Genomic DNA, 20,095 nt, shown 5'->3' with positions numbered 1-20,095 from the left:
CGTGAGATTCTGAATGTCCCACGCCCAAAGAACACAGTTGTCATTGCTTATGGGCGCGACAAAAGGCTATACGCTGTCCGGCAGCGTGTCGGCTGCAGAAACGTAGGTGGCCGTCACCTTCCGGTGAACGGTCCTACGATCGGTCACATCGTTGATGGTGCCTATGTTCCAATCGCAAAGAGTGCTCCGCAGGGCGTTTCTCTTTTAACGATTGATCTGAAGGATTGGGCCAGTGTCGTCCTCTGTGACCGATTGTTTAAAAGCATCCAGGGCGGTGTGATCTGGATCTTCCTCCGGAGATTGCCTACAAAGCTTATGACAAGCGCTGGGAGATCGAGCTCGTCATGCGGTATTACAAATCCGCCTGTGAATTCGATGAGACCCGCGTGCAGGATGATTACGCTGTGATCGGTAGTGAGTTTTGCGATTTCCTTTCAACGCTCCTGACTTTTCGCCTGATCGATGCTTTTGACAAAGCAGGCCTTCTTGAGGATTACACCTACAGAAAGATCCTCTCCGTACTAATCCGGGCGAAGAAAGCATGTGTCGGAAGCGAAAACTGGCAGCTTGTACGGACGAATCCATCTCACCTGGAAATCCTTCAAAAGCCGGATCTCATTCCGAAGCCAGAAGAACCACCGAAAAAGAAACCTGGCAGGCCCAGAGGAAGCAAGAATCGTCCAAAGGCTGAGGCACCATCCGATCAGACGGAACAGCCGGTAAAGCGTAAACGTGGCAGACTGCTGGGTAGCAAAAATAAGCCGAAGGCAGCTCCGCCAGAACCATCAACGTGACCCGACAGGTCGATGAAGAAAACATCCATCTGAGACTATGTCATTGTCGATCTAGTCTCACTGGTTGGGAATTTACCAGTTAAGGGATGATGCGAATTCTTGTTGACAGGCGCTGAAAGCCATGATAATGTATCTGAGACTGATACAAATACAGATTTACAGGGACAGTGCTCTTCAGGAATATGTAGAGACAGGAAGGAAAATCATGAATACAGAAACAATCAAAGCCAGAAAAAGCGTAAGAACTTATGAGGAGCAGCAGATACCGGAACAGACGATGCGGCAGATACGGGAATTCCTGAACCGGGATGACAATCCGTTCGGGGTTCCGATTACATTTTCAATTCTTGACGCGGATAAGGATGGAGTCAGCAGCCCGGTGATCCTGGGGGCACATACCTATGTGGCAGGGAAATATCAGAAGCAGAAAAATGCTGAGATCGCGTTTGGCTATTCTTTTGAGAAGTTTATTCTCTATGCGACATCCTTAGGACTCGGAACAGTATGGCTGGCTGCGACGATTGATCGTAAGGCATTTGAAAAAGCGGTAAATCTCGGAGAAGATGAAGTGATGCCAGCGGTAACGCCTCTGGGGTATGCTGCACAGAAGCGCTCCGTGCGGGAGAATCTGATGAGAAAGGGAATGAAATCAGACCAGCGCCTGCCGTTTGAAAAACTTTTCTTTGAGGGTGACTTCCAGCATCCGATCCAGGAAGAGAACGCGGGTGAATGGGCAAGCCCTCTTGCCATGGTACGCCTTGCTCCTTCCGCGACGAATAAGCAGCCGTGGAGAGCGGTGATAGAGGGGAACAGAGTTCATTTCTACGAAGTAAAAACCAAAGGCTATGCCAAGGAAGCGACCGGTGATATTCAAAAAGTCGACTTAGGGATAGCACTCTGTCATTTCGAGATTGCGGCAGAAGAAGCCGGAATTCGAGGAGGATTTATGCAGACCGAACCGGGAATCACTACCGCAGAAGGCACAGAATATATTGCCACTTACGCAGGGGAGAAAAAGTGATGGACACCAAACTTTCATCCGCGATCCATGCACTGATCCTGATCTCGGAATCTGAAACGCCGATGAATTCGGACCAGATCGCAGCGAGTGTCGGGACCAATCCTAGTTATATAAGAAAGTTGACGACGAGGCTCAGCAAGGCTGGAATCATTGAAGGGCATCCTGGAGTCAGTGGCTTTCATCTTTTGCAGAAACCGGAGCAGATCTCTCTGTTCGCTGTGTACAGGGCGGTAATGGAAACAGATTCACTTCATTTGTTTGATCTTCATCAGAATCCCAATGATACATGCATTGTCGGGCACAACATCCGTCCGGTTCTGGGCAGAATGTTCCGGGACATGGAGATGGATATAGAGAACCGGCTGCAGAGCATGACGCTTGCGGACTGCATTACGGACATGGGCAGATACATTGTGGAGCACAGCAAGGAAGAATCGGAGGAAAAGATAAAATGAAGGCGGCAGTATTGACACATTATGATAAAAAAGGAACAGAGCTGGATATCCGGGAGATTTCGACACCGATTCCAGAAGAGGATGAAGTTCTGGTGAAGATTATGACAGCGGGGGTCAACCCCCTGGATAACATGATCATCCGCGGGAAGGTAAAGCTCATTGTTCCCTATGAGATGCCACTCGTGATGGGCAATGAATTTGCCGGCGTTGTGGAAAAAACCGGGAAGAACGTTGCCGGCTTTAAGCCGGGGGACCGCGTGTATGGGAGAATGCCGCTGAAGAAGATCGGAGCCTTCGCTGAGTATGCTGCGGTGAAAGAGACGGCACTGGCTGTTATTCCGGAGTATCTCTCCTTCGAGGAAGCGGCGACGGTTCCCCTGACAGCGCTGACTGCGATGCAGGCGTTTGAGGTTATGGATGTGCATGCCGGAGAATCTGTCTTTGTTTCCGGAGGGACCGGAAGTCTTGGTGCTATGGCGATTCCGGTGGCAAAGAGCCTTGGCCTGCACGTTTACACCAATGGCAGCGGTGATAATGAAGAGCGCGTCAGAAAAGTGGGGGGCGGAAAGATTCATCGACTACAGGAAAGAAAACTATGCGGATGTTCTCTCTGATGTGGATCATGTCCTGGATACGCTGGGCGATCGCGAGCTTCCGAATGAATTCAGGGTGCTGAAAGAAGGCGGAAACCTGGTTTCCCTGCGCGGACTGCCGAACGGACGATTCGCCAGAAGAAACGGCATGCCGTTATTCAAGCGGCTTCTCTTCCAGCTGGCAGGCAGTCAATATGCCCGTATGGCGGCAGCGAAAAAACAGACCTATGACTTCCTGTTCGTGCACGAGGATGGCAGCCAGTTAGACAGGATCGGCAGGCTGTTTGATAAGGAACACCCACTGGAAACATCGATTGATACCGTTTATGATTTAGAGGAGATCAACAAGGCGCTTACCAAGGTGAAGCAGGGGAAGTCCAAAGGTAAGACAATTATCACAGTGGGTGAGCAATAATATGACATATCTCAGACACAAACGAAGCGATCACCGTAAATGAGGAAGGGTGAAGAATCCTGTCCGCATTGCAGGCGTGTGCTGAAGTATAGAAAGGAATCCTGTCGGACGGATATAGAACTTCACGACATTCATAAGAGTGATGCAGTCCGGCAGCAGCTGATGGAAGGCGTCGCTTCGGATGTGACGATCCTCTCCAATGCGTCTGCGCTTCTGTATCAGACACTGCCGAAGCTCAACTGGGCCGGTTTCTATATAGCCAGTGGAGACGAGCTGATGCTCGGGCCGTTCCAGGGAAAAACGGCCTGTATCCGGAATCAGCTGGAACGGGACGTGAGCTACAGGACGTTTCTGGATGAAGCTCCTTCATGGAATCCGGACAGCCGGTATATTACCGGAAAGATCTGCGGTGTGAAGATTGAGGAGATTGAGGACCCGACGATGCGGAGGATCCGCTGCCTTGATAAGGTCATCGACGAACTTGCCAAAGGCAGACCGCTTGAGAAGATCATGAACAGAAGACCGTGAGGGCACTTTGACATTTCAGCCTGTTGAATGTTTGTATGAAAGTGATTATCATGCTTGTCCGTGCGTGTATATAATGAAAGCGATACGATACAGCCAGGGGCGCGGGACGGAAAGCCGAAGCCAGGCGCCGGATCTCCTGCAGAGGAGGTCAGTATCGCTTCAGCGGTGCGGGGACGTGTGGGCACGGTGCCTGGCACCTCGTGCATCTCAGCAAGGAAGCTGAAACTTTCAGTATGCATTTCTCAATCAAAAAACGCAAGATGTCATGAAAGCAGAATCCCGACCATGATGCAGAACTGGGTGATGCCGTTGACGGCCTGCTCATTCCAGTTTGACCTGGCATCGAGGCGGTCTTTTGTCGCGGCGAACCGGACCATCACAAAGATGCCGGCGATCCCCATGATGAAGAAAAAAAGCGAGGGCAGGCGGGTGAAATGGTCCAGGATGGAATGAAATGACCATTCAGCGCGGGAAAGAAAGAGGGCCAGGAGACTTAAGATAAATCCGAACGGCATGACGATGCGCATCTGTCTGCTCAGGATGGGGATGTTCTTTTTCGCAAGCGCGATGACCATCTTCCATGAAACTTTCAGCGCACCGGCCAGGATGATGAAGAAGATACCGATCCGGAAGAGGACGCTCTGAAAGCCCATGGCAAGACGGAAGGCGCTGATACTGAAAAACAGGACGGGGAGGCAGTCCAGGACAGCCATGGAAAGCGTGAAACCTTCCGGCACCCTGGAGCTGTCTTTCTTTATGCGACGAGCCATTTGTGCTCCTTCACCGAGTAAAGAGGGATAAAGGGGATCATGATGGGCGTCTTCGCCTTGTACTTCTGATATTCCGGATCCGATCCGTAATTTTTGTCCTGCCGGATTTCAAGCCGGCGCGCACCGCCGAACATGACATAGATGATGCCGGCATAACCCAGAATGGCCGAAATCCACTGCACGGGATTCTGATAAATGCAGACGCCGGAGATGAACACTCCGGTCCAGAACGTCATCTCGCCAAAATAGTTCGGGCAGCGGACAAGGCGGAAAAGACCTGTGTCGACAAAACGGCGAGGGTTGACCTTTTTGGCTGCATTTTTCTGAAGATCAGCGGTGGTCTCCAGCACAAGCCCCGCAAGAGAGATGCAAAAGCCGACGATGCAGAGTACGTCTGTTCCGCTCCCGTTCATCAGCCGGTACAGAACCGGTGACGTTTCCAGAACATAAAGGCAGGCGGCTGAAATCCAGATGCCAAGCTTGCCTCCAAGAGAGATGTCCTTGCCGGATTTGATTTCCCCTTTCATTCGCCGATTGTAGTTTGTCTTCACTTCCCTGAATGTGAGATATCCGGCGAGGCGGCAGCCATAGGCGATGAAAAGAGCGGACTGCAGGATTGTTCCGATGGTAAGCCCGTCCCGGAACATGACCAGAAGGCCAGCTCCGATCAGGGCGACGGCCGCACCGTATCCGATGGAAATAAAGTAGACGTATTTCTTGAAACCGCAGGAACTGGCGATCAGGGCCAGAAGCAGAAGTATCAGGAATTTCAAAGCCATCACCTCCGATAAAATTCAATCATGAATATTTTAGCTACAGATGTCGCTGTTTACAACTTTCTTGTGATATAGTAGGAAAAGATGCGACATGTATTGGAAGATGTCGCTTTTTGGAGCTGACGAATGTATGCGAAGAAAAAATCTGGACGATGTCATGATCCAAAGCCTGATCTGTCAGGCGCTTCTTGCATTACTCAAGACGAAAGAATACAAAGACATTACGGTTTCTGATATCGCGGAAGAGGCGAGCCTGCATCGCGCGACCTTTTACCGGCATTTCCGGTCAAAAGAAGAGGTGGTCCGGTGCTGCCTGGCAGGCCTTCTGGACGGAACAGATGGCAGATCCGGAAGTGATGCAGAAGAGAAGAACCCGCGTGAATGGTTTCGGGGCGGACAGGAGGATTTTTACTCTTATATCATGCCAATCTTCAGATCCTTTTCAAAACATAAGCAGCAGATCCTGATGCTGAGCCGCGCCGGACTGTCCGGAGAACTGCTGGATGTTCTGAAGGATTATTTTCATTTCGATGGAAGTCTGCGTGACTGGCCGCGTCAGGAAGAAACAGAAAAGATGTACCGCGATGCATTCCGGATCGGCGGTATTTATGCGTCCCTTCTTCTTTGGATTTCGCACGATATGCGGGAGACGCCAGAGGAGATGGCCAGGATTGCGACGTCACTGAACAGAATCTGATCAAAACCGATATGATGCCGAATATGGATATTGCAATCTGCTTTCGCTATATTCTGCGTAAAATAATTCGTAAAATATTGAGAACATCATCGCAGAATGGTAAGATAATGATCAGAATAAGATTCGAAAGGATGAGAGATTATGGCAAAAATCAGTCCGGTTTCAGATCTTCGAAATTACAATTCCGTTCTTGAAAATGTATCGTATGGTTCACCTGTATATCTTACCGTCAACGGGAGAGGCAGATATACGATCCGTGATATAGCTGAGGACGACGAGTTCGAGAAGACGAAGGCGATGCTTCGCCTGATGTGTGAACTGAATGAGGGCAGACGCTCCGGTGAGGAAGAAGGATATATGTCTCAGGCAGATGTCAGGGCGTATTTCCATGGTAAGCGCGCATGAAATATCAGGTGGAGTATTCTGCGACCGCGATCCGGGATCTTGATCGGATCTGGAACGAAGTCTTTGAAGCTTCAAAAGACTATGACACAACACAGAAATATCTGGATGATCTGATGGATAAAGTCGAGGCAAAGTCAGATTGTCCGAAATCCGGTACGCCGCTTTATTATGAGGATCTGTTTACCGGGTATTATTTTGTTGTATTTAAGGCGTACATGGCATTTTATCGAGTAGAGGAAGACAGAATGCTGGTTGACAGAGTGCTGTTTGCTGCCAGCGATTATATGCGGTGTCTGCATCTTGGAACGGATCAATAAGGTGTGATCCTGCTATTCATTCTCCGGAGCTTGATACGCGGGCGTGATCAATGAATTTCCGGACAGATAATTCTTGTCCCGGCAGGCCTGCGCATCCATCCGGATTTCTGGAAACTGATGGAACTTTTAGATTCCCTTTACAATTCTCGGAAACCCGTTTCATCTGACAAGAGAAAATCTGAAACGCCTGAAGGAAGGCGGCTGCGACAAGTACCAGCTTTCAATCGACGGGATGGAGAAGATGCATGACTGGTTCAGAAAACCGGGATCCTTCCGGGAAACACTCGAGAAGATTCCGATGATCAATGAGGCGGGTATCACATCGGTCGTGATGACAAATCGCTGAATCAGCTGATCCGGACGAGCGACTTTCATTATTCGTTCGACTTGCCTGTCCGGATCTCCTTCCGCCTGCACGCCTTATCGATCAGCTCTTTTGCTTCCCGGAAGGCATCCGGCAGATAATCGGCCTCCCACTCCCGACCCTTCTTTTCGAGCTTCTTGATTTCCGCCCATTCGGTAACCGGTCTTCCTTCTTCATCCAGCGTTGGTTTCCCAAAAACATTCGGGTGCCGGCGGATCATCTTCTCGGCTGCGGCGCGAGCCACCTCATCAAAGGTGAAGAGACCTTCATCCTCGGCCAGAGATGCATGGAAGACGACCTGCAGAAGAAGGTCACCAAGTTCTTCCTTGAGATTTGCCGGGTCTCCTGTCGCACTGAGAATATCGATGCCGCCGATTACTTCGGCGGCTTCTTCGATGCACGTTGGCTTCAGGCTTTCATGAGTCTGGGCGTGGTCCCAGGGGCAGCCGTCCGCGCTGCGGAGCTTTTTCACGACTTCAATCAGTTCTTCTGTTCCTGATAATTTCATTTTGTCCCTCGTAAAAATAAGGCTGTTTGATTCTGTACGACTTCTACCATCTTACATTGAAACGACAGAAAGTACAGTCCAAAACGTGCAGGAGAAAATCAACAGGAAGCCGGTAAAGGAAGGAACATTGACTTTTTTCAGGCACATGACGATCTTTCGAAAATTATTTGAACCGATTCCGGTGATGAAGTATCTGTTTGATGGACATATACAATGACATCTGTTGTGAAGGGCATCAGGCGGGGTACGACGCTGAGCCTAAGTCACAGGCAGAACGTATGTCCATGCATCACACACAATGGTGGATTGGGAGGAATGCATTTTATGAGGACAGGAAAGAAACATCGTTCTCTTCGTGGTCTCATGGCTGTTTTTCTGATTGTGATCGCGGTTGCTGCGAGCAGATGGACCGTGAACCTGAAAAGTTCCGATACAGGTTCCGTAAGTTCGGATTCTGACTGGAAGCTGATTCTCGTCAACCGGAGCCATACGATCCCGTCCGGCTACGATGTCGGGAAACTGACGACACTTTCGAACGGAAAACAGGAAAGCCGATCGGAGAATCTCTGTCGGTACCGTATTTATTGTTATTTGATCAGCATCATCAGCGTTCCGACAACGATCAGCACAAGGCCGAAAGCTGCCTTTTTCGACAGACGCTCCTTGAAGACAATCGCTGAGAAGGCGATCGACACCAGGATACTCAGCTTGTCGATCGGAACAACCACGCTGGCAGGGCCTTCCTGCAGCGCCTTGTAGTAGCAGAGCCAGGAACTCCCGGTAGCCAGGCCCGAAAGACAGATGAAACCGAGTTCATTTTTCGGGATGGACTTCAGCGCTTTCTGCTTCCCTCTGATGATGACAATGAGCCACGCCATCACCAGCACGACACCGGTGCGGATCGAGGTGCCGAGGTTGGATTCGACTCCCTCAATGCCGATTTTTCCGAGTATGGATGTCAGCGATGCGAACACAGCGGAGAGAGCGGCATAAAGGAACCAGCTCTTCTTTTCCTGTTTCTTGCCGGAGACGACCTTTTTCTCGATCATGAGAAATGTACCGGCGCCGATCAGGACGATGGCCGCTCCCTTGATCCATGAAACCGGTTCACCCAGAAAGATCAGCGCCAGCAGGATGGTCAGGATGATGCTGGATTTGTCGACGGGCACAACCTTGTTCACGTCTCCGAGCTGCAGAGCGCGGAAATCACATAACCATGATGCGCCTGTGGCAAGGCCGGAGAGAACCAGAAAGACCCATGTCTTTGTGTTGAGATTTGAAATGCCCGGTGCAGATCCGACGATCCCGACCATAAGCCAGGAAAAAATCAGCACGATGATCGTGCGGATCGCCGTCGTGACATCCGAATCCGTTTCCTTAATCCCGCATTTGGCCAGAATCGACGTCAGTCCGGCGAACAGCGCGGAACCGAATGCAAACAGAACCCACATCACAAATTTCCCCCTCTTTTGTATCCTGATATTTTCATCATATTTCCAGAGATCGAAGAATGCAATACGAACAATTCAGATCGCAAAAAGTGCTGCCATTATGGTGAAATTCCACAGAGCATCACATCGCGATGAACAAACAGGGCGGTGATCAATTGGATTGAGAGATGAATCTCAAAACTGTCGGCGCTCAATATCTTGCAATTCGGTTCGTAAAGATGTATAATTCACCGAAATTAATACTAAATTAATAGGAAATATATGAATAGAACCTGACAGAGAGAAACTAATTTTATCAAGCCCATAGATAGCATGCAGAAAATGGCTGTAAAAGGATGTGATCTTATGTCTCTGAAAGAAATTGCAAATGAAGCCGGCGTTTCCATTGCTACTGTATCTCGGGTCCTGAATGATCCTGGTCATAAGTATTCCTCAGATGAATTAAGGGAACAGATCACCAGGAGATGAAGTCCCGATTTTTTATTTTCCTGCAAGCATGCTCCTCAGATAAAGTCCCGTCTGGGACAGATCTGCATCCGTCCATCCCCCGTCCGTGCCCGTGCAGGAAGGCAGCAGGATGGAAGAACTTTCGTCCTTATTGGAGAGGTTCCAGTCCGCATAAGACAGGTTGTATTGATTGATCAGATCTTTCCAGGCATCCGCCGACTCGGTGTCGACCTTTCCGTCCCCGGAGGCTTCGCAGGTGCTGAATTCGGAGATGAAGACAGGAAGACCGGCGCTCACGGCATTTTCAAGTTTCTGGCGCTGATCGTCCTTGTGCGTCGCGGCGTAGAAATGCATTGTATAGGCGACGTTCGTGACATCAGTGAGAGGATCGGCGGCCGCTTCGTCCACGTTCTGCGACCAGTTCGGCGTCCCGACAAGAATCAGCGCGTCAGGGGCATTTCTCCGGATGATGGGGATGATGTCTTCTGCATATGACTTCACCTCCTGCCAGGTGGTCCCGCCGTTCGGTTCATTGCAGATCTCGTAGAGAACGTTTTCATTGTCCTTATATTTCTGCGATATGCGGCCGAAGAAATCCTCAGCCTGCGACTGGTATTTTACCGGCGTGAGATCGTGGAGCACATGCCAGTCGATGATGCAGTAGATGCCGAGATCAGTCGCCGCCTGAACGCCCCTGTCGATGACCGACTCCAGTTCGTCTTTATTCCCGTCGGTGCAGTAGCCGCCGTTTTCATCGGTATACATGGCAAGACGCACCAGATTGATGCCCCAGTTGTCCCGCATGAAGTGGAATGCATTTTCATTCACATACTGCGGGAACCAGGCGATGCCGTGTGTGCTGACGCCTTTCAGCTGGAAGGGCTCTCCGTTCTGGTCGACAATCTTTCCGCCCCTGATGGAGAGTGCGCCGTGGGCGGTCAGGGCGGCGGGAGAGGAGTCTTCAGAAGATGCATCTGCCCTTGTATGGACCGGTATCGCTAGAAATGAAATCAGGATGACGGTCAGAAATGAGAGAAATGTGAAACGGACAGTAGCGTTTCGCTTTTTTGTCAGGAAAGTGTTTGTATTTGGTTTCATGAAAGAGCCTCGCTTTGTGACTATATGATGACACGATCGCTGTTACTGACATTATTGCACTTTTCCGCTTTTTAAAGAATACAAAAGAGAGTTGTCAGTATTGCTGAATTTGTTTGTCAGAGGTATCATTGAGTCAGTTTGTAATGTGTCATTTTTAAAAAAGACATTTTACAAACTGACTATTGTGCTCGGATGGAGGATTGGCAGATGCATTTTATCGGAAGAGAACGAGAGCTTGCGGATCTGAACAGGTATTATTCGATGAACGGCTTTCAGTTTCCGGTTATTTACGGGAGACGCAGAATCGGCAAGACAACTTTGATCCGGCAGTTCATCCGGGATAAAAGGGCTGCTTATTATATGGCTACGGAGCAGAATCCTGAGGAGCAGCTGAAGGCATGCTCAAAAATAGTCCTTGATGTTACGAAGTATACGGGAATGCCCAAGGGAGCTGTTTTTCCTTCGTGGGAAACACTTTTTGATTATATTGGCTCTGCCTCAGAGGAAAGGTTCATTTTTGTTATTGACGAATATCCGTATCTGGCAAAAAAAATGCCGGAGATCTCTTCTGTCATTCAAAAAGTTATAGATGGCAAATGGAAGGATTCTCAGTTGTTTTTGATTTTATGCGGTTCTTCCATGAGTTTTATGGAGAAGCAGGTTCTGGGGTACCAGAGTCCGCTTTATGGCAGAAGGACATGCCAGTTTAAATTGAAGGAACTCTCCTATTACGAGAGCATACAGTTTTTCCCGTCATGGTCAGATGAGGAAAAACTTCTGGCATATGGTGTCTGCGGCGGGGTACCACAATACTTGTACTTCTTTTCAAAATTCACCAGTCTCCGCGATGCCGTCATTTCGGAGTTTATGACTCCCGGGGGACATCTTCGGGAAGAGCCGCAGAACCTTCTGAAGCAGGAACTCAGGGATCCATCAGCCTATTATGATATCATTGCTGCTATTGCAGGCGGCGCCGGAAGACAGAATGAGATTGCGGATAAAGTCGGGAAAGAGAGAAATATGCTGGCAAACTATCTTTCTAATCTGAGCTCTCTCGATGTGATCGAAAAATGTCATCCGGTCGGAGAACGTTCAACGCGCAAAGTGACATACAGACTCAAGGACAATTTGTACCGCTTCTGGTTCCTTTTCATTCCGAAAACACTGTCGCTGATTGAGATGGGAATGGGCGAGCGGGCATATGATTCCATTATCGAGCCGCATCTGTCTGATTTTTTCGGGCAGGTGTTTGAAACCGTGAGCTTGCAGTATATTGAGCGTATGATGGTGAATGGCACCATTAAAGAACTCTATACAGAATTTGGAAAATGGTGGGGCACAGATCCGGAAAGAAAAGAACAGACGGATATCGATGTTGTGTTTATGAATGACAACGAGATTCTGGCCGGAGAATGTAAGTGGAAGACGGATCCGATTACGTACGATGTATATGAAACCCTGAAATACAGATGCACGATCATACAGGGAAAAAGAAAGCCGCATTATGCGCTTTTTTCGAAAGCCGGCTTTACTGATACTGTGAAGAAAAAGGCTTCTGACTGTCTGCTCGTGGATATGGCTGCCATCTGCTCGTGGAAATAAGGTGCCAGGCACCATGAACGAACTTCTCGGCATGCGGGAACTGGACAACCTGATCCGTGAGGAGGCGGATCCTTACAAACAGATTTTTGAAGAAAAAGGAATCGGAGGTCTGATCCGTTCGTTCTGAGATCATCTCCCTCAGCAGTTCCCGACGAAGACATGGGGAAGATACGCACGCGCTACATCCGCAAGGTGGTAAACCTTCTGCACATCCGTAGCAGGCGTCTTGAGCTTCCATCTCGGAAAATACCGGGTGATATGAAGCGCGATCGGCTCCTTCGACGGAAGAGAAGCAAGCCACCTGGCGATCTTTCCGATTTCCTCATCCGTATCATTTTTCCCCGGGATGATGAGTGTTGTCACCTCCACGTGGCTCTGATGTGGATCATGTCCTGGATACGCTGGGCGATCGCGAGCTTCCGAATGAATTCAGGGTGCTGAAAGAAGGCGGAAACCTGGTTTCCCTGCGCGGACTGCCGAACGGACGATTCGCCAGAAGAAACGGCATGCCGCTATTCAAGCGGCTTCTCTTCCAGCTGGCAGGCAGTCAATATGACCGTATGGCGGCAGCGAAAAAACAGACCTATGACTTCCTGTTCGTGCACGAGGATGGCAGCCAGTTAGACAGGATCGGCAGGCTGTTTGATAAGGAACATCCACTGGAAACATCGATTGATACCGTTTATGATTTAGAGGAGATCAACAAGGCGCTTACCAAGGTGAAGCAGGGGAAGTCCAAAGGTAAGACAATTATCACAGTGGGTGAGCAATAATATGACATATCTCAGACACAAACGAAGTGATCACCGTGACGGAAAGCCGCTGCACGAAAGTCTGGATAGTATGGAGTGACTGGAGAGGCATCCGCAGGAGGCATGATGAAATGCCAAACCGATCCGCTCCGGGAGAGGCGAAGAGAGGAAATGAGGTGAATATGTCTCACTTTTATTTTGTCCGGCACGGGCAGACCGTCTGGAACGTGGAAAATAAAATATGCGGAGCGACAGACAGCCCGCTGACTGACAAGGGACATGAACAGGCAAGAGTGACCGGACGGATTCTCAGGGATAAGATCGATCACGGGGAAATCCATATCGATGAGATCCTCACCTCTCCATTGTCCCGTGCTTATGATACCGCTGTGGAGATTTCCAGGATCATCCAAGTGCCGGTACAAGCCGAGCCGCGCCTCACGGAGCAGAACTTCGGTAAATGGGAGGGAACGGCGAGGAATGGCGCGGAATTTGCCAAAGCCAAGGAGAACTTCGTTGATTCTTATGGCGGCGGAGAATCCATGATGAGGCTGGCGCAGCGGATTTACAACCTGATCGATGATATACGGAAAGAACCGGAGAAGACTTATCTGCTGGTCGCGCACAATGGCATCAGCCGCATGATCGAGTCGTATTTCCGGGACATGAGCAATGAAGAGTTCGCGGCCTTTGGCATTAAGAATGCGGAAGTCGTGGAGTATCAGTTTGATGGGATTGTTCCGGACTGCCGAGCGGATTATGATCTGCTCTGCCGACGGCTTCAGAGTCTGATGGAAGGCGTCGCTTCGGATGTGACGATCCTCTCCAATGCGTCTGCGCTTCTGTATCAGACACTGCCGAAGCTCAACTGGGCCGGTTTCTATATGGCCAGTGGAGACGAGCTGATGCTCGGGCCGTTCCAGGGAAAAACGGCCTGTGTCCGGATTCCGCGCGGAAGGGGCGTGTGCGGAGCGGCGGCGGAGAAAGACCGGACAGTCGTTGTGGAGAATATTCATGAATTCGCGGGACATATTGCCTGTGATCGTGATTCACGGTCCGAGATTGTTATTCCAGTCCATTTGGACGGCCGATTGTATGGCGTACTGGATGTTGACAGTCCGGTGCTGAACCGGTTCCGCAGCGCAGACCGTGAAGGGCTTGAACGGTTTGTCAGCGTACTGGAAGAAGGGCTGATCAGCGAGTGATCTGCAGCGTATCAAAGACGCACAGAACAGGAGAGGAGAATCGGGATGATACAGATCAGAAGAGCATCAGAGAAGGATATTCCGCGGCTGCATGTACTGCTGGAGCAGGTGCTGCAGATTCATGCGGGGATCCGGCCGGATATTTTTATTCCCGGGACGACAAAGTACACGGACGATGAGCTCCGGGAGATGGTCCGGGATGATGAAAATCCGATCTATGTCGCGGCGGATGAAAGGGATGTGTGCGTGGGGTACGCGTTCTGCCAGCTGCGGGAGCAGCCATTTTCCAACAACATGGTGCCGTTCCGGTCGCTGTTCATCGATGACCTGTGTGTCGATGAGAAAACAAGGGGGCAGCATGTCGGGGAGAGCCTTTTCGCCTTTGTGAAGGAAGAGGCGAAGCGTCTGGGCTGCTATGAGGTGCAGCTCAATGTGTGGGAAGGCAATACGGCCGCGGAAAAGTTCTATGAGAAGATGGGAATGAAGACCAAGGAACGGCGGATGGAGTATATCCTGAAGTGAATGATGCGCGGCCGTGACGGGGAGGTGACGGCCGCGCAGTTCGGGTCACGGCCGCAGCCCCGGGATTTGTTCCGCTCCGTTTCCGTATTTTCTGATGTATTCCGCCTCTGTCAGGCCCTCCGCTTCCGCTCCTGCCCTGCGTTTTTCGATGACATCGCAGATCTGGCGGTAGGTCGCCTCGTCGAGGCGGTATTTCTTTTCATAAAGCACACAGGCGAGCAGCATAAAGAGGAACGGTACGACGGACATCACCAGCAGCAGACCGGTTTTCTGTCCGCTTCCGACCTCGCGGATCACCGCGTCGATGGAGGCGGTCTTCGCGGCGACGCCGATTTTACCCTGATTGGCCTGCTGCTCGCAGGCGGAAATCCGGTTCGTGTAATGCAGCACGCCGCATGAGACGTAGGTGAGTGTTGTGATGCCGGCGATGACAGCCGACGCCACCTTGGTGATGAAAGGTCTCAGTGACGTGATGATACCCTCACCGCGGAAGCCGCGTGTCAGCTCATTGTATTCGACCGTGTTGAAGATCGAGATCATCATCACGAGATAGAAGCAGTAGGAGCCGAAATTCGAGAGCATGTATCCGACGGTGATGCCGGCAAATTTGGCGGTCGACGCCGCGGGCAGGAAAAGACCGGATACGAGCAGCAGGACGTATCCGACGGAGGAGACGATCATCATGACGGCCATCAGCGGCTTGCGGTCGATTTTGCGGGAGATGGCGGGATAGCCGATCATCAGAACGGCGGTCGCGGCCATGCCGACGATGGTGAAGACAGAATAAAGTCCGCCGTTGTAGCCGAATTCAAAATAGATATAGGTCGAGCCGACGCCGCCCATTATGATCTGGCTGCCGATTTGCTGGAGCAGGAAGATGAGGGCCGCGATTACGAGCTGGCGGTTGCCGAAGATCGTCGTGAGGATCGTGCGGAAGCTCACCTTCGGGCGCTCCTCCGCCTGATAGGACAGATCCTCCTTTACGCCGAAGATGGTCACGCACAGGCAGAGCGGCGCAAACACGCAGACGGCGATGGCCAGGATGCCGTAGGCTGTCTGGGCATTGCCGCCGATGGTGCCGCTGCCGGCGGTCAGAGCGGGTATGGCAACGGTTGCCAGCGTCGCGCCGATGCCGGCGAAGAAGGTCGCGCGCGCCGTGAACTGATTCCGGGAGTCGGCGTCGCGGCCGAGTGAGGGCGCCATGCCCCAGTAGGAGATGTCGTGCATCGTGTAGGTGATGCTATAGAGAAAATAGCAGATGCCGAAGGCGGCGATGAACGGCCATCCGGTAAGCTCTGTGTTGAAGATGTACATGACGACCAGCGAGGTCGAGAGAATCCCGGCGAGCAGCCAGGGCTTGAACTTGCCCCAGCGGGTGCGCGTACTCTCGATGATATTTCCCATGATCGGATCGTTGAATGCGTCGAAGATCCGGGCGCCGATCATGATGCCGGTGATCGCGGCGAGCTGGGAGGCGGAGAGCTCGCGCGTAAAGAGTGCGAACGTCAGAATGTAGTTCGTGAAGAGCTGGTAGATCATATCCCGCCCGACCGTTCCGACGGGATAGGCCCGGAGGTTGCGCTTCATTGCCTTTTGATGCTCTTCCTCCGTCATCGGAGCCGGAACCGGATACGTCTTTCTGTTCATCGCAATACCCCTCTGCTGTTTTATTTAAGAGCGGCTATTTTCGTCCGCCGATGCAGTCTGATTCTTTCCTCTTCTTTTCGCGAGGTGCATGGCTGCGCCGAACCATACGGTGTTACGCTTCGTCTTATGTTTTTTCCGCTCTTTACGATAGCATAACCCCGATTGTCTGAAAACGGAAGGCGCTTTTGCAGCTTGGCGGGAGGGCGCTTGTTGACGTCTGCTTCAGAGAATGAGCATGTGAACAATGTGTCTTTTGACTCTGCCGGACAGAGGCAGATATAGAGCTGGAAATGATAGAACTGATAACAGATTCTGGCACACGAAGACTCCGTCCGGGAAAATAAGAATCTTACTGTGACGTCAGAAACGGGAACCACGATTCACTATACGACAGACGGATTCGTGCCGACATTTGCAGACAGGTTTCTTCTTTGCGGCAAAGATGCTAAAATATTTTGAGGAAGAAGGGGAGAGCTTTGCCCGTAAGATGCCAGAAGCCGCTGTCGACGGAGGTATCGCATCGGTTTTTTCCATGAACAGGTACGCTGCTTGGATTGCAGAGCTTTGCGCTTATCATATGGATAATGGGCGGGCTTCTTGGCGGACTCATGATTGGAATGATTGTTCTTGCTGCATCGTTTTCTCTGTTCGCGCACATTGAGGCGGTCAAAGATTCGGATATGCCGATGCTTGCGGTCGTAAATGATATTCACCCTGCACTGGCGTTCGTTTATGCACTTACGATTTTTGCCTTGATTTTCAATACGGCTTTTTCCCTTTATTATTGCCATAGCAAGAAGGTTTTCCGGAGGAAACAGAAAGAGAATGAGAGTGATGATGATCTCCGTAACGGCTGCAGGATATCTTTGCAGTTTCGGAGGATTCAAAAAGCTGATCAGTTTCATGTATCCGGTTCTTGGCTACATGGGAATGGTGCTGCGATTGATAAAAGAAACTGATCCGTGACCTGATACAGCTGACTGAACGATGAAAAGGAGAGATTTTGAGATGGATGAATTTCGCAGGATGAGAAGATTCAAACAGGAAATAACCGAGTCGGAATGCATTGACATATTGAAAAAGGCGCCGAGAGGCATCCTCGCGTTTCATGGCGAAAACGGATATCCTTACGCAATTCCTCTGAACCAGCTCTACAACGAGGAGGACGGCCGGCTGTATTTCCATGGCGCGAAGCAGGGACTGAAAATCGATCTGATGAAGAGCAGCAATCAGGTCTGCTTCACGGCGATGGATGAAGGGTACAGAAGAGAAGGAGACTGGGCGCTGACGATTCGGAGCGTCGTTTGTCTGGGCCGCATTGAGGCAGTTGAGGATCGCGGCAGGGCGCTGGATATCTGCCGGAAGCTCGCCCTGAAGTTTTATCCGACTGCGGAAGAGGCGGAGGAAGAGGTCGTGAAGTCCGGAGAGAAGGCAAATGTTCTTGTGATGACCATCGACCGGATGACGGGAAAGCGGGTTCATGAAAAATGACGGCGGAGAAAGAATGAGCCATGGAAAATGAAAAGGTTTTTGCTATGAAGTTTGCGAAGATCTACGATCTGCTCGTGAAGAAAGCGGAGAGAAAGGGCAGATGGACTGAGAAGATCATGAGTAGAAGACCGTGAGGGCACTTTGATATCTCCGGTCCGATGTTTGTATGAAAGTGATTTTCATGCTTGTCTGTACACGTGTATAATAAAAACGATACGACACAGCCAAGGGCGCGGAACAGAAGCGATGCCCGGCGCCGGATCTCATGCAAAGGAGGGACAGGATGATGAAAAAAGTGATTTGCTTTGCGCTGGCAGCAGGCCTTGCCGTGACGATGAACGTATCCGCCTGGGCGGATGATTCTGCGGCGGAGAGTGCGGAAGCGACCGAGAGCACGGAATCCGGCATCAGTGACGAACTGAACCCGTCGACCGCCGATTATGAGGAATCGTATGTGATGATTCCGTCGGAAAAATATGAGATTCCGGCGATCATCGGTATGCCGAAGGGAGATGTGAGGGGTGCGGTTGTGATGCTTCACGGCACGGGGTCCACGAAGAATGAGGCCGGAGACGGATATAAGACAGCCGCTCCGATCCTCGCGGAACAGTTCGGCGTCGCGACAGTCCGCATCGATTTCCCCGGTTATGGCGATTCCAAGGCTGACGACAAGCTGTATGACTTCACGTCTGCTGTGAGTGACGCGATGACTGCGAGGCAGTATCTTGCGGATCAGTACGGCATCCGCGATTTTGCTGTCATGGGATGGTCTCAGGGCGGTACAGATGCCCTGCTGGCGGCAGGTGAGCATCCGGACGACTGGGAGAGCGTAGTGACATGGGCCGGCGCGCCGGATCTGTCTGACATGCTCAGCGATGAGAACTATGCGGAAGCAAAGCAGAACGGGTATTTCACCATGGAATATGATTTCCGCGATCCGTCGGAAGTATCGCTTCAGTGGTGCGAGGACGTGAAGAACACGGATGTTCTGAAGGTGTTTTCTGCTTTTGAAGGACCTGTCTGCGCGATTTACGGGACAGAGGACAAGGATGTTGATCCGGTCTGGTCCAAGCGAATCTGCGAGACGAATCAGAACAAGGCGTCGGTTCTTTATCCGATCGAGGGCATGGATCATACCTTTAACGTGTTTTCGGAAGACGACCGGCACAGTCTGAAAGATGCCATCCAAGAGACAGGAACGTTCCTTGCGGCCACGCTGGGCGAGTCCGGAACTGATTCGTCCGCGTCAGGTGCCGCTGAACCGCTGGCATAAATGGAGAGGAACAGGCAGCCGTACTCTTTGCGGCTGCCTGTTTTGTTCAGCCCGGTTTTATGATGTTCGAACCATCGGAGTGGAGGCGGCTGATGCGTTCGATCGGATGCTCCGGCGGGATACCTATGATCAAGCAGGCCGTCAACCGGGCGTTTTACTGGCCTGATGCAGGCTAACGGAGGAAACACAGAGTGGCATTAGTGAAAAATCCCATCCCCATTCTGGAATATGATGATTATCCTTTCTCTGTTCTGATGCCGGATCATGAGCGTCTCGACATGAACCTTCCTGAAAGAGCGGTGTTTGCCTTTCTGGAAGATACGGTAGACCGGTACGCGGAAAAGCATCATGCGAAAACAGTCAGCCATTTTGTCTCAGCGACAAAGCCGTATCCGGTGTATGTGCTTGATCTGAACGGCGTGCAGGTGTGTCTGATGCAGGCGCCAGTCGGAGCGCCGGCCGCTGTGCAGATCCTTGACTGGATGATCGGATATGGTGTAAAGAAGATCGTCAGTACCGGCTCCTGCGGCGTTCTTGAAGATATAGACGAAGGAAAATTCCTGATTCCCGTGAAGGCCCTCCGGGATGAAGGGACCTCCTATCATTATCTGCCGCCATCTCGTTTTGTGCATGTTTCGGATCGTGTCAGCAAAGCCATTGAGAAGATCCTCACGGCGTATGAATTTTCTTTCACTGAAGTCATGACATGGTCAACGGACGGATTTTTCCGTGAGACGCGTGAAAAGGTGCTGTACCGGAAGAAGGAAGGCTGTTCTGTCGTGGAGATGGAGTGCTCTGCGCTGGCTGCCTGCGCTCAGATGAGAGGCGCAGAGTGGGGCGAACTGCTGTATGCCGGGGATACACTCGCCAACGTAAACCAGTATGATGAACGCGGCTCCGGAGATGGTTCCAGAGAAATCGCTTTGCAGCTGTGCATGGAGGCGGTGAAACTCCTGTAAGCCTC

At 51.1% G+C, this 20,095-nt stretch carries 27 protein-coding genes; 19 read left to right on the top strand and 8 right to left on the bottom strand.

Annotated features, from left to right (window positions below; all coding sequences use genetic code 11):
* Positions 1-344: 344 nt before the first annotated feature.
* The 6 genes from G4C92_RS04335 to G4C92_RS04315 all read left to right on the top strand — a co-directional run bounded on the left by G4C92_RS04335 (position 345) and on the right by G4C92_RS04315 (position 3,806).
* Entirely contained in the window at positions 345-794 is a 450-nt protein-coding gene (locus G4C92_RS04335) for a hypothetical protein (protein WP_274941373.1), read from the top strand.
* Between the two features lie 205 nt (positions 795-999).
* On the top strand, positions 1,000-1,815 hold the full coding sequence (locus G4C92_RS04330; protein ID WP_274941372.1) for a nitroreductase family protein: 816 nt from the start codon (positions 1,000-1,002) through the stop codon (positions 1,813-1,815).
* The gene (locus G4C92_RS04325) at positions 1,815-2,270 is read left to right on the top strand and encodes an Rrf2 family transcriptional regulator (protein ID WP_274941371.1); all 456 of its coding nucleotides are present in this window, start codon (positions 1,815-1,817) and stop codon (positions 2,268-2,270) included. Before G4C92_RS04330 ends, G4C92_RS04325 begins: the two co-directional genes overlap by 1 nt.
* Positions 2,267-2,884 carry an NADP-dependent oxidoreductase gene (locus tag G4C92_RS14900; protein ID WP_330654787.1) on the top strand — a complete coding sequence of 206 codons (618 nt, stop codon included), beginning with the start codon at positions 2,267-2,269 and terminating at the stop codon, positions 2,882-2,884. The genes G4C92_RS04325 and G4C92_RS14900 overlap by 4 nt, the downstream gene beginning before the upstream one ends.
* Position 2,885: 1 nt before the next feature.
* On the top strand, positions 2,886-3,278 hold the full coding sequence (locus G4C92_RS14895; protein WP_330654786.1) for a zinc-binding dehydrogenase: 393 nt from the start codon (positions 2,886-2,888) through the stop codon (positions 3,276-3,278).
* Between the two features lie 78 nt (positions 3,279-3,356).
* Complete coding sequence (locus tag G4C92_RS04315) at positions 3,357-3,806, top strand: DUF2200 family protein (RefSeq protein ID WP_274941370.1); 450 nt, start codon at positions 3,357-3,359, stop codon at positions 3,804-3,806.
* A 263-nt stretch (positions 3,807-4,069) separates the two neighbouring features.
* Here the strand turns inward: G4C92_RS04315 and G4C92_RS04310 are convergent, their stop codons facing one another.
* Both G4C92_RS04310 and G4C92_RS04305 read right to left on the bottom strand, forming a co-directional pair.
* Entirely contained in the window at positions 4,070-4,576 is a 507-nt protein-coding gene (locus tag G4C92_RS04310) for a hypothetical protein (protein ID WP_274941369.1), read from the bottom strand.
* Positions 4,561-5,355, bottom strand: a complete 795-nt coding sequence (locus tag G4C92_RS04305) for a DUF1295 domain-containing protein (RefSeq protein WP_408611759.1) — start codon at positions 5,353-5,355, stop codon at positions 4,561-4,563. The genes G4C92_RS04310 and G4C92_RS04305 overlap by 16 nt, the downstream gene beginning before the upstream one ends.
* A 127-nt stretch (positions 5,356-5,482) precedes the next feature.
* Here G4C92_RS04305 and G4C92_RS04300 point away from each other — a divergent pair, with 127 nt between their 5' ends.
* From G4C92_RS04300 to G4C92_RS14890, 4 genes are all read left to right on the top strand, one after another.
* Positions 5,483-6,049, top strand: a complete 567-nt coding sequence (locus G4C92_RS04300; RefSeq protein WP_274941367.1) for a TetR/AcrR family transcriptional regulator — start codon at positions 5,483-5,485, stop codon at positions 6,047-6,049.
* A 141-nt stretch (positions 6,050-6,190) separates the two neighbouring features.
* Positions 6,191-6,454: a prevent-host-death protein gene (locus tag G4C92_RS04295; protein WP_274941366.1), complete on the top strand. Its 264-nt coding sequence runs from the start codon at positions 6,191-6,193 to the stop codon at positions 6,452-6,454.
* A complete protein-coding gene (locus G4C92_RS04290; RefSeq protein WP_274941365.1) occupies positions 6,451-6,771 on the top strand; it encodes a type II toxin-antitoxin system RelE/ParE family toxin in 321 nt (106 codons plus the stop codon). Before G4C92_RS04295 ends, G4C92_RS04290 begins: the two co-directional genes overlap by 4 nt.
* 130 nt (positions 6,772-6,901) lie before the next feature.
* Entirely contained in the window at positions 6,902-7,117 is a 216-nt protein-coding gene (locus G4C92_RS14890) for a radical SAM protein (RefSeq protein WP_330654846.1), read from the top strand.
* 28 nt (positions 7,118-7,145) lie between these two features.
* Here the strand turns inward: G4C92_RS14890 and G4C92_RS04285 are convergent, their stop codons facing one another.
* Both G4C92_RS04285 and G4C92_RS04280 read right to left on the bottom strand, forming a co-directional pair.
* Entirely contained in the window at positions 7,146-7,643 is a 498-nt protein-coding gene (locus G4C92_RS04285) for a MazG nucleotide pyrophosphohydrolase domain-containing protein (protein ID WP_274941364.1), read from the bottom strand.
* A gap of 587 nt (positions 7,644-8,230) precedes the next feature.
* Positions 8,231-9,094, bottom strand: coding sequence for an EamA family transporter (locus tag G4C92_RS04280; protein ID WP_274941363.1), 864 nt, complete (start codon positions 9,092-9,094; stop codon positions 8,231-8,233).
* 321 nt (positions 9,095-9,415) lie between these two features.
* On the opposite strand from G4C92_RS04280, the gene G4C92_RS04275 reads away from it, so the two are divergent.
* A complete protein-coding gene (locus G4C92_RS04275) occupies positions 9,416-9,562 on the top strand; it encodes a LacI family DNA-binding transcriptional regulator (RefSeq protein WP_274941362.1) in 147 nt (48 codons plus the stop codon).
* 12 nt (positions 9,563-9,574) lie between these two features.
* Here G4C92_RS04275 and G4C92_RS04270 read toward each other — a convergent pair whose 3' ends face one another.
* Positions 9,575-10,639: a glycoside hydrolase family 5 protein gene (locus G4C92_RS04270; RefSeq protein WP_274941361.1), complete on the bottom strand. Its 1,065-nt coding sequence runs from the start codon at positions 10,637-10,639 to the stop codon at positions 9,575-9,577.
* 192 nt (positions 10,640-10,831) lie between these two features.
* Here G4C92_RS04270 and G4C92_RS04265 point away from each other — a divergent pair, with 192 nt between their 5' ends.
* Positions 10,832-12,241, top strand: a complete 1,410-nt coding sequence (locus G4C92_RS04265; protein ID WP_274941360.1) for an ATP-binding protein — start codon at positions 10,832-10,834, stop codon at positions 12,239-12,241.
* Between the two features lie 138 nt (positions 12,242-12,379).
* Here G4C92_RS04265 and G4C92_RS04260 read toward each other — a convergent pair whose 3' ends face one another.
* Positions 12,380-12,604 (bottom strand): hypothetical protein, encoded by a 225-nt coding sequence (locus G4C92_RS04260; RefSeq protein ID WP_274941359.1) that lies wholly within the window; start codon positions 12,602-12,604, stop codon positions 12,380-12,382.
* A 17-nt stretch (positions 12,605-12,621) separates the two neighbouring features.
* Here G4C92_RS04260 and G4C92_RS04255 point away from each other — a divergent pair, with 17 nt between their 5' ends.
* From G4C92_RS04255 to G4C92_RS04240, 3 genes are all read left to right on the top strand, one after another.
* Positions 12,622-13,014, top strand: coding sequence for a zinc-binding dehydrogenase (locus G4C92_RS04255; RefSeq protein WP_274941358.1), 393 nt, complete (start codon positions 12,622-12,624; stop codon positions 13,012-13,014).
* Between the two features lie 110 nt (positions 13,015-13,124).
* Positions 13,125-14,198 carry a histidine phosphatase family protein gene (locus tag G4C92_RS14885; RefSeq protein WP_330654785.1) on the top strand — a complete coding sequence of 358 codons (1,074 nt, stop codon included), beginning with the start codon at positions 13,125-13,127 and terminating at the stop codon, positions 14,196-14,198.
* 48 nt (positions 14,199-14,246) lie between these two features.
* A complete protein-coding gene (locus G4C92_RS04240) occupies positions 14,247-14,720 on the top strand; it encodes a GNAT family N-acetyltransferase (protein WP_274941953.1) in 474 nt (157 codons plus the stop codon).
* A 45-nt stretch (positions 14,721-14,765) separates the two neighbouring features.
* On the opposite strand, the gene G4C92_RS04235 is transcribed toward G4C92_RS04240, so the two are convergent.
* Positions 14,766-16,367: an MFS transporter gene (locus G4C92_RS04235; protein ID WP_274941357.1), complete on the bottom strand. Its 1,602-nt coding sequence runs from the start codon at positions 16,365-16,367 to the stop codon at positions 14,766-14,768.
* A gap of 383 nt (positions 16,368-16,750) precedes the next feature.
* Complete coding sequence (locus G4C92_RS04230) at positions 16,751-17,272, bottom strand: hypothetical protein (protein ID WP_274941356.1); 522 nt, start codon at positions 17,270-17,272, stop codon at positions 16,751-16,753.
* 121 nt (positions 17,273-17,393) lie between these two features.
* Between G4C92_RS04230 and G4C92_RS04225 the strand changes: the two genes are divergently transcribed.
* From G4C92_RS04225 to G4C92_RS04210, 4 genes are all read left to right on the top strand, one after another.
* A complete protein-coding gene (locus tag G4C92_RS04225; RefSeq protein ID WP_274941355.1) occupies positions 17,394-17,858 on the top strand; it encodes a pyridoxamine 5'-phosphate oxidase family protein in 465 nt (154 codons plus the stop codon).
* A 44-nt stretch (positions 17,859-17,902) separates the two neighbouring features.
* Positions 17,903-17,992, top strand: a complete 90-nt coding sequence (locus G4C92_RS04220) for a hypothetical protein (protein WP_274941354.1) — start codon at positions 17,903-17,905, stop codon at positions 17,990-17,992.
* A 152-nt stretch (positions 17,993-18,144) separates the two neighbouring features.
* A complete protein-coding gene (locus G4C92_RS04215) occupies positions 18,145-19,131 on the top strand; it encodes an alpha/beta hydrolase family protein (protein WP_274941353.1) in 987 nt (328 codons plus the stop codon).
* A gap of 191 nt (positions 19,132-19,322) precedes the next feature.
* Positions 19,323-20,090, top strand: coding sequence for a nucleoside phosphorylase (locus tag G4C92_RS04210; RefSeq protein ID WP_274941352.1), 768 nt, complete (start codon positions 19,323-19,325; stop codon positions 20,088-20,090).
* Positions 20,091-20,095: the final 5 nt, after the last annotated feature.

Origin of the sequence: Chordicoccus furentiruminis (genome assembly GCF_019355395.1) — a bacterium.
Taxonomy (GTDB): domain Bacteria; phylum Bacillota; class Clostridia; order Lachnospirales; family Lachnospiraceae; genus Chordicoccus; species Chordicoccus furentiruminis.
This window is presented reverse-complemented; position numbering and strand designations above follow the sequence as displayed.